Origin of the sequence: Gordonia sp. (in: high G+C Gram-positive bacteria), assembly GCF_012515855.1 — a bacterium.
Taxonomy (GTDB): Bacteria; Actinomycetota; Actinomycetes; order Mycobacteriales; family Mycobacteriaceae; genus Gordonia.
Window position 1 is genome coordinate 17,555 of record NZ_JAAYXO010000232.1, and the last position, 12,627, is coordinate 30,181.

Here is a 12,627-nt window from a genome sequence, read left to right on the forward strand (position 1 = left end):
CTGGCGTTGTCAGACCAGGTGAGGAAGGCAACCTTCGCCGCAGCTTCCCCCCGATTCCTTAAGTCCTTGAGCCGATCTTGGCTGTGGTCCACCAACGAAGTCCAGACAGTTCGTGATGGGCCGCACAGGACGACTCAAAGTTGACGCCGGTCTCGCGAAACACCTGGCAGACGACACCTTTCCGCAGGTCACCTGCCCAAAAACGGTGTCGGACGATCGTCCGACACCGCCCTAGAAGAAATCGAGCCCGACTACCCTTCGAGCAGCGTCGCCACGGGCGTCGGCGTCACGAGGAACTGGCGCGCCTTCATCAGTTTGCCGACCCGACCGGCCCCCACCACGCCGGTCAGCAGCCCCTCGCGGCTGTAGTACGCGAGGAACTTGCGGCCGTCGTCGTCGACCAGGTGCACCTCGTCGTCGGAGCGCGGACTGCCGAGCATCTGGAACTTGAGGCCGTACTGATCGCTCCAGAAGTACGGGACGGTCTGATGCGGGATCGGGTGCCCGAGCAGCTGGGCCGCCACCAGCGCGGCGGCGTCGACGGTGTGCGTCCAGTGCTCCACGCGGTGCCCACGACCATCCGCGTCGTGCCAGTTGGCGCAGTCGCCGAGTGCGTAGACGTCGTCGGCACTGGTACGACCGACCCCGTCGCACGCGACCCCGCCGCCCACCGACCGGTCGGCGATCTCGATGCCGGAGCCCTCGAGGTAGTCCAGGTCCGGGTAGCCGCCGATGCCGACGACCACCAGATTCGCGTCAACGCGCGCACCGTCCGACAGCACGACGCCCACGGCACGACCGTCCTCGACGACCACCTCGTCGACGCCGACACCGACGCGAAGATCGACTCCCGCGTCGACGTGCAGGCGAGTCACCATCTCGCCGATCGTCGCGCCCAGCGGACCCGACAGCGGCGCAGGCGTGGGCTCGATCAGCGTGACCGGGACGTCGAGCTTGTGCAGGCTGGCAGCCACCTCGCAGCCGATGAATCCGGCGCCGATCACCGCGGCGCGAGTCGCCGAGCCCGCCTCCTCTCGCAGGGCGAGGGCGTCCTCGACGGTGCGGATAACGTGGACGCCGCCGACTCCCTCGGTGCCGGGGAACTGCCGCGCGACCAGTCCGGTCGCGAGCACCAGGGTCCCGTACGCCACCTGCTCGGTGGCGCCGTCGCCCTCCACGGTCACGGTGTGCGCAGTGGGGTCGACCGCGACAACGCGCGAGCCGGTCCGCAACTCGATGTCGTGCTCGCCGAAGAACTCGCTCGGCTTGAGGTCCACACGATCGTCGTCACCGGTCAGCACGGTCTTCGACAGCGGCGGGCGATCGTACGGTGGATGCTGTTCCTCGCCCACCAGGGTGAGCGCACCCGCATACCCTCCGTTCCGGAGGTTCTCGGCGAGACGAATGCCTCCGAGTCCCGCGCCAACAATCACTACCGGTGCCTTCACCACTACAGACTCCACCTCTGCCACAACCGAACTATCCGCTACCGAAACGCGAGCGACGGGAACCGTCACCCCGCGAAGAATGTCACTGCACTGAAACTGTCACTGAAATCTGTCATTGCGGCGAGATATTCGCAACGCGTGACACGCGCCAATCGCCCTCCACCTTAGTGACGGTGACCCACCGCGCAATACCCACGCGTTCCATACTGTCTTCTCGCTGTCCGACGGTGATCTCCTGGGTCGCGTACACCAGGACGGTCACGAAATCGGCGTGGCTCTCTCCCGCCGCGGCACTCGAAACCGTGGTCTTCATCGAGATCTTCGACGCGACGGCGTTGGGGAACACCACGTCGGGACCGCGCGCCGCATAGTCGGCGGCCAGCGTTCCGGTCAGGTGCTTGGCCACCTCGGCCCGCTGCTGCGGCGAGTCGTCCGGCCCGAAGGTCATCAGCGCCGTGACGCCGTCGGCCGCCGCGCGAACCACCGTGTGATCGGGTTGCTCCGGTTGGGCACGCGACTGCGCTCCGATCGTGAAGCAGACGGCGGCGATCGCGACCGCGATCGCGCCGACGACCGCCCACAGCATCTGCCAGCGCCGGTCGCCCGGCCGTTGATCTCGCCATCGCGACCACAGATTCGTCGCGTTCGGCCTCGCCGGGCCCGCGTGCTCCGCTGCACCCTGGGCGGTCTCGCCCTGCTGGGTCATCGCCTGCGGGGTCCCCGTCGGCTGCTGGGTCCCGATCGGCTCGGGCGCCGAATGCGTTCCCATCACGACACCGCCTTCGTCTGCGCCACGAGCCATTGGTCCCCGACGCGTTCCATCGTCATCGCGACGCCGACGCGGTTCTGGCCCGCGGCGCCGCCGACCAACTCGGGGGTCGTCGTCTGCGCGATCACCAGCACCGTGGTCCCTGCGCCGTCGGACGCGGCGACTCCGGAGGAGAGCACCTGACCGGTCGCCGGCGCCGACTGTGCTGCGATCAGCGCCTCGAGTTCTCCGCTCGCACCCTTGATGCGGATCTGCTGATCACCGGTGGTGACCGTGAGGACGTTCCGGACGTAACTGCTCGCGTCGGCGGGATCGGCGGTCAGCATGGTGACGATCGCCTTCTCGGCCGCCGACTGTGCGGCGCGCTGGTCGGCGAGGTCGCCGGAGAGGGAATCGGCGGCGCTGTGCGCCCACCAGCCGATGCCCAGGAGCACTGCGGCGACGACCACCGCTGCGACCACCGCCAACCGCACCATGGCCGCCCGACGGTGGGATCGCCGCTCGATCGCCGGTGCTGCCGCGGCCCGCGTCCGGGCTTGTCGCTCCACCGCGACGGCGTAGCGTTCGTGCGCCTGCTTGAGCCGGAGGTTCGACTTCTGGTCCATTACTGCAATTCCTCCAGTCCGCTCAGCAGCCATTGATCTCCGGATCTGGTGTAGAAGGCCTGCACCGACTTCACTCGACTCTCGGCGTGGCCGCTGCGCGAGGTGACGGTGACGTTGACGACGATCAGCGCTTCTCCCGCGCGGTCGTCGGCCCAGGTGACCGCGACGTTCTGCGGCACCCAATTGACGCTTGTCGCACCGCCCGGCGGAGGTCCGGCGAGCGCACGCCCGGACGCTGTCGAGAGCGGCGGTGCCACGAGGCTGCGAGCCGTCTCGCGATCGTTGGACCACGACCGAGCGTCGACGGAGAACACGTCGGCGAGCACCGCTCCCGCCTTCGATTCGAGGCTGGCACGCGCATCGACGATGGCGGCGTCCGCGGTTCGCCCGTCGAGCGAGCCGAGGCAGAACACGAGCGCAGCGACGAACACCACGGCAGCGATCAGCAGTCGCACCGAGCCGCCGATCATGCCGATCGGCTTCTCCAGGTAGGCGATGACCTTCTTCACGAAACCATCACCAGCCGATCGATCTTGAGTTGGCCGTCGACGGGGACCATCGTGGCGATCAGCCGCAACGTGCGGATCGGCGCATCATCGCCGCTGGTCGGAGCTGTGCCGGTCTCACGGCCACGTTCCTTGGTCACCTGGACGCTGGCCACCAGCATCACGTCGGCACCGTCGGGCGATCGGAATTGGAGAGCTGCGGCGTCGACGCTCCCCTCCCCCTTGGCACCGGTCTCTTTCACGTAGGTGGTGTACGCGTCGGCCGACTGCGCGAAGTCCGCCTCGAACGAACCGGTGGCACCCGCCAGGATCTTGTCGGATCGCTTCGGGTCGTCGGCGTCGACGCTGAGCAGCACCGACACCCGCTTCGTCGCGGCATCGATGTACTCCTGGTCGGAGTACCGCGCAGGCGCACTGGCCGCGAACCACACCCCGACCGCCGCGACGATCACCAGCACCGCACCCCCGATGGGGAGGAGTCGACGCATCCGCGTGCTCATCGGCTGACGGATTCCGGCAGCCACCTCGGCCTCCGTCAGCGCATCCGACGCAGCGCGCAGTTCTCGGCGCGCGTCCCGCCACTGTTTCAATCGCTCATCTGCTCGTCCGAGTCCCACGCGGTCGAGCTTAGTTACTCGACTGTCAGCTTTGGCCAATCCGCTTGCTGTAGCCCGATCGTGACTCGGGATCGGGATTCATGAAGATCTCGCCGGACTTGGTGGTTCGCAGAATCGCGCGCTTGAGCGGCTGCGGCAGCACGGGATAGACGTTGACCCAGCCCATCGCGCGCGGTGCCGCCACCCGGAGTCGCACGTCGGCGATCGACGCGAGAACCTCGCGCGCGATCACATCGGCGTCGACCGAGGTGACCATCGCATTGGTCGCAAGCCCGTCGATGAGTCCGGTGTTGGTGAACGTGGGCATCACCGTCGAGACCCGGACTCCGCTCTGCGACAGCTCGGAATCGAGCGCCTCGGAGAACTCGATGACGCCGGCTTTGGCGGCGTTGTAGACGGTGAGCCCCGGGGTGGGCAGCCTGCCTGCCACCGAGGAGATGTTGAGGATCTGACCGCGTCCCCGCGGAACCATGCGCGCCGCCGCGGCCTGGCTGCCCAGGATCACCCCGAGGAGGTCGATGTCGAGGGTCGCCCGGATCAGCGATTCGCGATAGTCGAGGAACGGCCCGACCGGCATGATGCCCGCGTTGTTGATCAGGACGTCCACCGGGCCGACGCGCTCGGCAACCGCATCCAGGAAGTTCTCGAACGACTCGCGGCTGGTGACGTCGAGTTCGATCCCCTCGATCCCGAGGTCGGCCGCGGCCTTGCCGACGGCGTCGACGTCGATGTCGCCGATCGCCACGCGCGCGCCGGCATCGAGCAGCTCGGAGGCCACTTCGAAGCCGATTCCGCGAGCACCGCCGGTGATGGCGACGACCTTCCCGGCCACCCCGGCGCGGATGCGCTCGAGCCTCGCATTCTCGCGTCCGGTCCGGGAAAGAAGGCTGGTGAGAGGCATGGGCACAGAGACTCCAGTCGGTGATGGCTTGGTCGGAGGGATGGATGGGGCGAGCCGCAGTCGCGGCGCGGGGTCAGTGGATCATCGGGGCCAGGAAGTCGGCGGCGATGCCGCGGACGTACTCGGGTGCCGCTCGCTCCGGATCGCTGGCCGGGACGGCCAGGTACGACATGACGATTCGCACCTGAATCTCGACGGCCTGCATGAGGGCATCGTCGGGCATGGTGGCACCGCACGAGCGCAGTGTGTCGGCGACCCGGGCGGTGACCACCTCGATGAACAACGCACCGACGCCGCCGAGCAGGTCGCGCACGGAGTTGTCCTCGTAGACCACACGGTGCAGCAGCGGCGAGGCCTGGACCATCTCGGCGCCCAACGCGAAGGCTTCGACCACCGCGTCGCGCGGGGCCAGTCCGACCGCCGCGTCCTCGAGTCGACTCAGCCCCGTCTCGAAGGTCTCCATCGCCACCGCTTGGAAGAGCGCCTCCTTGTTCGGGAACCGGCGGTAGAGCGTCGATCGGCTGACGCCCGCGGTGCGCGCGACCTCGTCCATGCTGGCCTTGCGGAGCCCGACGGCGGCGAACTCGTCGGCGGCCGCCGCCAGGATCTCCTGTTCCTGCTCGGGCACCGATGCGGTGATCCGAGCCTTCCGCGTGGCGGGCACGACTACCGCCGGCGCAGTCGGACCGGCAGCTTGTCCTTCGGCACCGGCAACGCGCTGTAGTCCATCGGCATCTCGTAGTCCGCGGGCACCGACCACTCGTACTCGCGGAGCAGGTGGTGCATCACCGTCTTGATCTCCATCTGGCCGAAGTACAGGCCGATGCACTTGTGCACACCGCCGCCGAACGGCATCCAGGCCATCCGGTGGCCCTTGTCTTCGGCGCGCTCCGGCGAGAACCGGTCCGGGTCGAACATCGCGGGATGCGAGTAGTACTGCGGGTCGCGGTGATTGATCAGCTGGGGAACGGTGACGATGGTGCCCTCGGGGATGAAGAAGCCCTGGACCTCGGTGTCCTTGATCGCCATCCGCGGCTGCGCGGGGACCGGCGGACACAGGCGCAGCGACTCCTTCATGATCGCGTCGAGGACGGTGAGGTCGGCGAGGTTCGAGTACTCGAGGTTCTCCCCGATCTCGAACGACTGAGCGCGAGCCTTCTCCTGCCACTCGGGATGCTTGGCCATCCAGTACGCCATCTGCGTCATGGTGATGGTCGACGTGTCGTGCGCGGCCATCAGGACGAAGATCATGTGGTTGACGACGTCCTCATCGGTGAACCGCTCGCCGTCCTCGCCCTCCGCGTGGCACAGCACGGAGAAGAGGTCGGGGGTCTGGGTGGCCCGCTTGGCGTCGATGTGGGCGTAGAAGAACTCCTCCAGAATCTTGCGCGACCGCAGCCCCTTCCACCAGCGGCCGCCCGGGACCGGCTTGCGCACGTAGGCCACGCCGGCGCGGACGGTCTCGATGAACGCCTTGTTGAGACGGTCGGCCTCGTGCTTCGGCAGTTCCAGCCCGAGGAAGACCTCGAGCGCGACGTCGAGGGTCAGCGCCTTCAACTCGGAGAACATCTTGATGTCGCCCACCGGCAGGCGTGACACGCGGTCGACGACCATCGGCTGCAGTTCACCGAGGTAGCCCTGCAGCACCTTGGGCGTGAACGCCTGCTGCAGGATGTGCCGGTGATGCCGGTGCTCGTCGAAGTCGAGGAGCATGATGCCGCGATTGAAGAACGGACCGATGAAGTAGCTCCACGCCGGGGCGTTGGCGAACGCACGATCCTTGTTCATCAGGATCTCGTTGGCCGCCGCCGCGCCCGAACAGGTCACGATGCGCAGGCCGAACGCATTCATCCCCGACACGTCGCCGAACCGCAGTCGCTTACGCTCCGCGAACCCGAACGGGTCTCGCCGCATCTGCAGGATCTCCAACACCCCGTTGCGGTCGCTGAGCGGAACCGCACGCAGACCACTTCCGACTTCCGGCTGAGCGAGTTGCGTAACCATGGTTTCTCCTCGGTCTCCGGCGCGTCCGTGTGACGCCGCCCATACCGCAATTGAAACAAATGGAATGATCTGTGTCTATAGCCCTTGGGACATATTCTAGAAATCGTCGCACCGGCTCCTCATGGAGAGCCGACGCAGTCGGCGCCGGGTCGCAATCAGCGGCCGATCAGCAGCGCATGGGAGCGTCGCAGACGGTCGTGCCACCACTGCGTGCGCTCATCGGAGGCGAGCGGAAGGTCGATGCCGGGCTCCACCCGCCGCGGCGTCACCACCCCGTGCTCGATGCGGAACGACGGCGCGACGTCCCGCGTGAACAACTCCCCCGTCCCCAGCCCGCACGCACGGTGCAGGCCGGGCAGCGCGGCCGCAGCACTGACTCCGGACGAGATGCCGACCGCGGTGTCGAGTGCGCTCGAGACCACCACGTCCATCGGCAACTTGTGCGCGAGCGCGATCAGGGCCCGCATCCCGCCGAGCGGCGCCACCTTGAGCACGGCGATGTCGGCGGCGTCCAGGGCGGCCACGCGCATCGGATCACCGGACCGGCGGATCGACTCGTCGGCAGCGATGGGCGCCGACACCGCCCGACGAACCTCCGCGAGTTCCTCGACGGTGCGGCACGGTTGCTCGACGTACTCGACCTCGCCGATCGCCGCGATCGCCTCGACGGCCTGCGCCACCGACCATCCGCCGTTGGCATCGATCCGGACGTTCTCCACGAGGTCCCGAGCGGCGGCGACGCGCTGGACGTCGTCATCGAGCGTCTGGCCGGCCTCGGCCACCTTCACCTTGACGGTGTCGACCCCCGGGTAGCGCGCGACGAGCGCGGCGACCTCGTCGGCAGGCACCGCGGGCACCGTCGCATTGACCCGGACCTCGCTGCGCACCGGCTCGGGGGCGCCGAGGTAGGCGGCTTCGATCCCCGCCGCCAACCAGAGCTTGGCCTCGGCATCGTCGTACTCGGCGAACGGCGCGAACTCACCCCAACCGGCAGGCCCGCGGAAGATCAGGGCCTCGCGGACCCGAACGCCACGGAAACGGGTGCGCATCGGGAGGGCGACCACCGTGGCCGTCTCGAGAAGATCGTCGGCCGTCGGCATCGAGGGCGGCGGCGGGTTCTTCGGTTGCAGCCGGAAGGTCGGCGCGACCTTCTTCCGATCGTCGGAGGTGCCGAAGAGCGACTGCTTGTTGCGTCCGGAGGGTTGCGAGAAGACCATGCGGCCAGGGTAACCCCCGCTCGCGCTTCTACCCGGCGTCGTCGACCACCGCTGCGCGCCGCGCGAGCAAGTGATCGAGGACCACGGAGAGCCAGCAGGCCAGCACCACCGAGGCGACACCGGGGATCGTGTCGACGAACAGCGCGCGCCAGGCGACGTCGAGCGGGGCCGGAAAGCCCGCCACCTCGACCACGTCACCGGCGTACGCGCCGAACAGGTACGCCAGCGCACCGGCCGCCGGCGCGGCCGCCAACGACCACGGATGCCGCCGATGCCCCAGAATCCACGCGGCGGCGATGAGCACCAGGCCGAGCTTGCCGAGAACGCTGGGCAGACCCCACGCAACACCCCAGAGGCTGTCGGGCACCGCGCCGAGCAACTGCAGACTCACCACCGATTGCGCCACCATCCACATGCCGAAGGCGGCGAAGGCCGCTATCGCGACCGTCTGCGCCTTGCGGAGTGCGGGATCGGCGACAATCGCCACGGCGACCGCAGCCACCATCGCCGGAATGAGTCCGAACCACATCCATGCGACGTAGACGCTGTTGATGTTGAATCGAACCGCTTGCACCAGCGCCTCGAAGAGGAAAGATCCCATCACGAAGGCCACCGCGATGACGGTCCCGGCATACAGGCCGGACCAGCGCTCCCGCGATGGCGGCGCCGGACAGGGCACGGAGACAGTCATGGTCGCCACCCTATCCTGCTTGCATCAGCAACAAAATCACCCCTCTGAAACTTAGGGACAGATATTTACATTTGTTCCATCACGGCGATAGTGTCGAGCCATGACCACTGTGGACGACTTCGAGACCGGCATCCGCGAGGCCGAGCCCGCCTACGTCGACATCGACAGCATCGACCTTCGCCTCGGCGCCGACTCCCTGGTGTGGAAGTTCTACGGCGACGTGCGCGGACTGCTCGGATTCCAGCGCCTCGCCGGAACCGAGAACTGCATCGAGCAACTCGCACAGGGCGTCGAGGACCACTCGGTGATCTTCTCCGACTTCCTCGGGCGCGCCCGACGGTCGGGGCCGCCCATCATGCGCACCGTGTACTCCGACCAGCCGCACGAATGGGGTCGCCGCGTGCGCGACTTCCATCGCGACATCAAGGGCACCATCAGCGACGGCTCGCGGTACCACGCCCTCAACCCGGAGCTGTACTACTGGGCGCACGCGACCTTCGTCGACCAGGTCCTCTTCGTCACCGACACCTTCATCCGTCGGCTGTCGTACGAGGAGAAGGTGCAGATCTTCGAAGAGAGCAAGACCTGGTACCAGCTGTACGGGGTGTCGGCGCGAAGCCAGCCGCAGACGTACGACGAGTTCTGCCGGTACTGGGAGTCGATGTGCGACAAGTTCGTCCCGACGCGGACCATCATGTACGCCACCGGCTACCTGCGGCACGGCGTGCCGGGACCGAAGTGGCTGCCCAAGCCCGTCTGGCGCGTGCTCGCCGCACCCCTCAACGGCTTCTTCCAGACGGTGATCGTCGGCACGCTCCCGCGCCAGATGCGCGAGGTGTGCGAGCTCGACTGGAGCCCCGCCAAGCAGCGCCGATTCGATCGCTTCGCAGCCTTCATGCGCGGCATCAACCCGGTGATCAACCGCCTGCCGGTACGGATGCTGTACGTGTCGTGGGCCGTCGAAGGCTGGCAGCGCACAGGCGTCGACCCGCGACGCCTGCACAACAAGCCCGCGTACGCACCCTCCGTTCCGTAGCGGCGGTTCAGCCGTCCACGTGTCTCGACAGCGCCGAGAGAAACTCCGGGCGCGCGTCGCGGTGAACGCTGTGGCCTGCGTCGATGGTGACGAAACGACCGTCGGGCAGCGCCTCGGCGACGGTCTCGAGCAGTCGCCCCGGGAGAAAGCTGCGCGCACCGCCGGAGATCACCAGCGTCGGGGCGTCGACCGCGCCGAGCCGCTCCCACCACAGCCTGTCCGGCACGTCGAACTGACCGGTGACGGTCGCGGGCAGGGCACGGTCGAAGCGAAGGAACGGACCGGGGTTGGCCGCCAGTGCACGCAGTCCACGAACTCGCTCGCCGAGGGTTGCCGACGGCGCGATCTGTTCGGCGAGATCGGCGTCGTCGCGCGGCATCGGCGGCACTTCCTCGAGCACCAGCCTGCGGACGCGGTCCGGGCTGCCCATGGCGTAGCGGAGCGCAGCATGCGCGCCGAGCGAGTGCCCGACCAGATCGAAACGATCGAGGCCGAGCTCCTGAACCACTCGTTCGATGTCCCGCGAGAAGTCGTCGAGCAGATAGCTGTCGGCGTGCTCGCTGCGCCCGTGCCCGCGCAGATCCACCGCGATCGTCGGACGACCGGCGGCGCGCAGCACCTTCGCTGCGGGCCGCCACGTGGTGTGGTCCCCGCCCATCCCGTGAATCAGCACCACGGGGGTCTGGCCCTCGAGCCGACCGGAGACGTCCACCGCCAGGTTCGGCGCGGACGGGTCGACGCTTCTCACAACACGCATCAGCTCAGCCTAGTACCGCGTGTCGGGCAGGTCATGCGGCAGAGTACAGGCGATCCCCGGTCGCGAGCTTGTCGATACGACGGCGAGCCAGCTCGCCCCGACGCAGATCAACGTCATCGGCATCCAGTAGAAGGCGAAGGTGCTCAGCGGCCAGAAGCCGATGTCCAAACCGAAGCCGCGACTGGCAGCCACCAAACCGGTCACCAGGGCGCCGCCGACGACGGCCGCGATGAGCGCCAGCAGGCTCGTCCGTCGGGCGAGCACCCAGGCTCCGACAATCGAGGCTGAGGTGATGAAGACCTGCGTGTAGATCCAGCCTGACGACAGGGTCACTTCGCCGATCGCTCCTTGCCACCCGCCGAGCACATTCGCGGTGTTCAGCACCGCGTTGATCACGCTGAAGAGGACCGCGACAGCTGCCGCAACCGCAGCGCCGGTTCGTGCGCGAATCCCGGTGTCGACCGAGAACACGATCACCGCAGCCACCAAGCAGACGACGAGCGGGTCCGCGAGGAAAGCGAGAACATACGGCCAGGTGCGGTAGACGCCGACGACCTCCATGAGACCCCACAGCACGACGTCGACCACGGTCGTGCAGATCACGAACGCCACCGCAGCCACCGCACCGAACACGATGCCGTTCTTCCGACGGTTCTGCGCCTGCGGCGGTCGGACCGCGTAGCCGGGCCCCGCAGCAGACCAGGACTGGCCGCCGGGCGCACCGTACGGCGCTGCGGGTGGGTATGCGCCCGGCATCCCTCCGTACGGGGCCGGCCCTGCGGGAAACTGCTGAGGCGGAACCTGCGGACCGTGCGGCGGCCAACTCCCCCGAGATGTCATGGCGTAACACTGCGACGGACCGGCGCCCAACGGACGGGCGCACCTGCGATCGCCGCGTCCATCACAGCCTCGATAGTCTTGCCGAATGCAGGTCAACAGCGGTCGGCGGATCAGTACCGGCCTGGTCTTCGCGGTGGTCTCCGCGGTCTCGTTCGGCATGTCGGGCCCCTTCGCGCGGGCCCTTCAGGACACCGGATGGTCGTCGGGTGCCGCCGTCACGGTTCGCATCGCGATCGGCGCCGCTGCCCTGGCGATCCCCGCCGCCTACGCGATGCGCGGACGGTGGTCGTTGCTGGCCGACCGGCGCAACCATCTGACTCTGGCCGCGTACGGGTTCGTCGCGGTCACGGTTCCACAGCTCTGCTACTTCTATGCGGTCTCGACGCTCGACGTCGGCGTCGCCCTGCTGATCGAATACACGTCGCCGGTCGCGGTGGTCGCGTGGATGTGGTTCCGGCATGGTCAGGCACCGACCCGCCTCACCTTTCTCGGCACCCTGATCGCGGCCGCCGGGCTGGTTCTGGTTCTGCAGTTGTTCGGCACCGTCTCCTTGGACGCCGCGGGCATCGCGTGGGCCATCGGTGCGATGATCGGCAACGCCGGCTACTTCGTGATGTCGGGGCACTCCGGCACCGCGCTGCCCGCGATCGCGATGGCCGCCGGCGGTCTGACGTATGCGGCCCTGATGCTCAGCGTCGCGGGCCTCGTCGGCGTGCTCCCGATGACGGCCTCCAGCGACGACGTGCTCCTCGCCGCGCATCCCTTCGGCTGGTGGGTGCCGGTGCTGGCACTCGGATTCATCACGGCGGCACTCGCGTACTTCACCGGGATCGCGGCCGTTCGTCGCCTGGCTCCGCGGTTGGCGTCGTTCGTCGCGCTCACCGAAGTCCTCGCCGCGATCATCGCCGCGTGGTTGCTGCTGGACCAGGTGCCCGAGCGCATCCAGCTGGTCGGCGGCGCCCTGGTGCTGGCGGGCGTGATCGTGGTGAAGATGGGTGAGCGACCCGCCGTCGAGACCGAGATTCCGACCGTCGGGTAGCGGGGTGCGGCTAGCCTCGAAGGCATGTCCGATTCTTCGCGTGATCCCCTCGGTCCACTCGCCGGCTTCGCGGGCCTGTGGCGCGGCAAGGGCGCAGGCCACTACGCCACCATCGACAGCTTCACCTACGACGAGGAATTGGAGCTGACGCCCAGCGGTAAGCCGTTCCTGTTCTATCGCTCCAAGACCCAGGCGCC

General features: G+C 68.0%; 15 protein-coding genes. 3 read left to right on the forward strand and 12 right to left on the reverse strand.

The features are described from left to right. Nucleotides 1–251: 251 nt before the first annotated feature. The 10 genes from GX543_RS16925 to GX543_RS16970 all read right to left on the reverse strand — a co-directional run bounded on the left by GX543_RS16925 (nt 252) and on the right by GX543_RS16970 (nt 8,758). Complete coding sequence (locus GX543_RS16925; protein ID WP_290853630.1) at nt 252–1,451, reverse strand: FAD/NAD(P)-binding oxidoreductase; 1,200 nt, start codon at nt 1,449–1,451, stop codon at nt 252–254. A gap of 109 nt (nt 1,452–1,560) precedes the next feature. Next, a complete protein-coding gene (locus GX543_RS16930; protein ID WP_290853632.1) occupies nt 1,561–2,217 on the reverse strand; it encodes a hypothetical protein in 657 nt (218 codons plus the stop codon). After that, the gene (locus GX543_RS16935; protein ID WP_290853634.1) at nt 2,217–2,822 is read right to left on the reverse strand and encodes a hypothetical protein; all 606 of its coding nucleotides are present in this window, start codon (nt 2,820–2,822) and stop codon (nt 2,217–2,219) included. Before GX543_RS16935 ends, GX543_RS16930 begins: the two co-directional genes overlap by 1 nt. Further along, nucleotides 2,822–3,331 carry a hypothetical protein gene (locus GX543_RS16940; protein ID WP_290853635.1) on the reverse strand — a complete coding sequence of 170 codons (510 nt, stop codon included), beginning with the start codon at nt 3,329–3,331 and terminating at the stop codon, nt 2,822–2,824. The genes GX543_RS16935 and GX543_RS16940 overlap by 1 nt, the downstream gene beginning before the upstream one ends. Continuing rightward, nucleotides 3,328–3,945 (reverse strand): hypothetical protein, encoded by a 618-nt coding sequence (locus GX543_RS16945; protein WP_290853636.1) that lies wholly within the window; start codon nt 3,943–3,945, stop codon nt 3,328–3,330. Before GX543_RS16945 ends, GX543_RS16940 begins: the two co-directional genes overlap by 4 nt. 25 nt (nt 3,946–3,970) lie before the next feature. After that, nucleotides 3,971–4,846 carry an SDR family oxidoreductase gene (locus tag GX543_RS16950; protein WP_290853638.1) on the reverse strand — a complete coding sequence of 292 codons (876 nt, stop codon included), beginning with the start codon at nt 4,844–4,846 and terminating at the stop codon, nt 3,971–3,973. 73 nt (nt 4,847–4,919) lie between these two features. Further along, nucleotides 4,920–5,510 carry a TetR/AcrR family transcriptional regulator gene (locus GX543_RS16955; RefSeq protein WP_290853639.1) on the reverse strand — a complete coding sequence of 197 codons (591 nt, stop codon included), beginning with the start codon at nt 5,508–5,510 and terminating at the stop codon, nt 4,920–4,922. A 2-nt stretch (nt 5,511–5,512) separates the two neighbouring features. Further along, on the reverse strand, nt 5,513–6,850 hold the full coding sequence (locus GX543_RS16960) for a cytochrome P450 (protein WP_290853640.1): 1,338 nt from the start codon (nt 6,848–6,850) through the stop codon (nt 5,513–5,515). 155 nt (nt 6,851–7,005) lie between these two features. After that, on the reverse strand, nt 7,006–8,067 hold the full coding sequence (locus GX543_RS16965) for an o-succinylbenzoate synthase (protein WP_290853643.1): 1,062 nt from the start codon (nt 8,065–8,067) through the stop codon (nt 7,006–7,008). Between the two features lie 28 nt (nt 8,068–8,095). Next, nucleotides 8,096–8,758 carry a hypothetical protein gene (locus GX543_RS16970; RefSeq protein WP_290853645.1) on the reverse strand — a complete coding sequence of 221 codons (663 nt, stop codon included), beginning with the start codon at nt 8,756–8,758 and terminating at the stop codon, nt 8,096–8,098. A gap of 100 nt (nt 8,759–8,858) precedes the next feature. On the opposite strand from GX543_RS16970, the gene GX543_RS16975 reads away from it, so the two are divergent. Beyond that, nucleotides 8,859–9,794 (forward strand): oxygenase MpaB family protein, encoded by a 936-nt coding sequence (locus tag GX543_RS16975; RefSeq protein ID WP_290853646.1) that lies wholly within the window; start codon nt 8,859–8,861, stop codon nt 9,792–9,794. 7 nt (nt 9,795–9,801) lie between these two features. Here the strand turns inward: GX543_RS16975 and GX543_RS16980 are convergent, their stop codons facing one another. Both GX543_RS16980 and GX543_RS16985 read right to left on the reverse strand, forming a co-directional pair. Beyond that, nucleotides 9,802–10,551, reverse strand: a complete 750-nt coding sequence (locus tag GX543_RS16980; protein ID WP_290853647.1) for an alpha/beta hydrolase — start codon at nt 10,549–10,551, stop codon at nt 9,802–9,804. Between the two features lie 9 nt (nt 10,552–10,560). Then, the gene (locus GX543_RS16985; protein ID WP_290853648.1) at nt 10,561–11,307 is read right to left on the reverse strand and encodes a hypothetical protein; all 747 of its coding nucleotides are present in this window, start codon (nt 11,305–11,307) and stop codon (nt 10,561–10,563) included. A gap of 169 nt (nt 11,308–11,476) precedes the next feature. On the opposite strand from GX543_RS16985, the gene GX543_RS16990 reads away from it, so the two are divergent. Both GX543_RS16990 and GX543_RS16995 read left to right on the forward strand, forming a co-directional pair. Further along, nucleotides 11,477–12,430, forward strand: coding sequence for a DMT family transporter (locus GX543_RS16990; protein ID WP_290853649.1), 954 nt, complete (start codon nt 11,477–11,479; stop codon nt 12,428–12,430). A 24-nt stretch (nt 12,431–12,454) separates the two neighbouring features. Further along, the coding region (locus GX543_RS16995) for an FABP family protein (protein WP_290853652.1) at nt 12,455–12,627 on the forward strand (173 nt) is incomplete at its 3' end.

Coding starts and splice junctions, on each gene's coding strand:
- GX543_RS16930 (WP_290853632.1), bottom strand. CDS start 2,217: ATGGGAACGCATTCGGCGCCCGAGCCGATCGGGACCCAGCAGCCGACG.
- GX543_RS16935 (WP_290853634.1), bottom strand. CDS start 2,822: ATGGACCAGAAGTCGAACCTCCGGCTCAAGCAGGCGCACGAACGCTAC.
- GX543_RS16950 (WP_290853638.1), bottom strand. CDS start 4,846: ATGCCTCTCACCAGCCTTCTTTCCCGGACCGGACGCGAGAATGCGAGG.
- GX543_RS16960 (WP_290853640.1), bottom strand. CDS start 6,850: ATGGTTACGCAACTCGCTCAGCCGGAAGTCGGAAGTGGTCTGCGTGCG.
- GX543_RS16965 (WP_290853643.1), bottom strand. CDS start 8,067: ATGGTCTTCTCGCAACCCTCCGGACGCAACAAGCAGTCGCTCTTCGGC.
- GX543_RS16970 (WP_290853645.1), bottom strand. CDS start 8,758: ATGACTGTCTCCGTGCCCTGTCCGGCGCCGCCATCGCGGGAGCGCTGG.
- GX543_RS16975 (WP_290853646.1), top strand. CDS start 8,859: ATGACCACTGTGGACGACTTCGAGACCGGCATCCGCGAGGCCGAGCCC.
- GX543_RS16980 (WP_290853647.1), bottom strand. CDS start 10,551: ATGCGTGTTGTGAGAAGCGTCGACCCGTCCGCGCCGAACCTGGCGGTG.
- GX543_RS16985 (WP_290853648.1), bottom strand. CDS start 11,307: ATGCCGGGCGCATACCCACCCGCAGCGCCGTACGGTGCGCCCGGCGGC.
- GX543_RS16990 (WP_290853649.1), top strand. CDS start 11,477: ATGCAGGTCAACAGCGGTCGGCGGATCAGTACCGGCCTGGTCTTCGCG.